This window comes from Bartonella sp. MR168JLCBS, assembly GCF_042194175.1.
The window spans coordinates 1-261 of the sequence record NZ_JBHIMP010000515.1 but is presented as its reverse complement, the minus strand read 5'-3'; the positions used below and the strand labels follow the sequence as shown (position 1 = coordinate 261).

Below are 261 nucleotides of genomic sequence, written 5' to 3'. Positions count from 1 at the left end.
AATAAAGGATGCAAATGCGCTTGACACCATTGGGGAATATCACCCCGAATATAGTCTGGTGCATCAACTAATTGCCGCCTTTGCCATGATTGACGCTGCTTAGACCCTAATAACTGGGGCGCAAATCGATCTCCTTCTAATTCACCATCAATTTGTTCAATCGTCATTTTTCCAGTATCTAATAAGGTGCCGAAAACGACATCCCTCATATCATCGCTCTCCATACGCCATTGTAAAGAATAACGCCGTCTTAAGACATCA

1 pseudogene is annotated in these 261 nt (G+C 42.9%); it reads right to left on the bottom strand.

Annotated elements, in window-relative coordinates:
• Positions 1–261, bottom strand: a pseudogene (locus ACFIK8_RS12330) (MFS transporter); the annotation flags it as partial.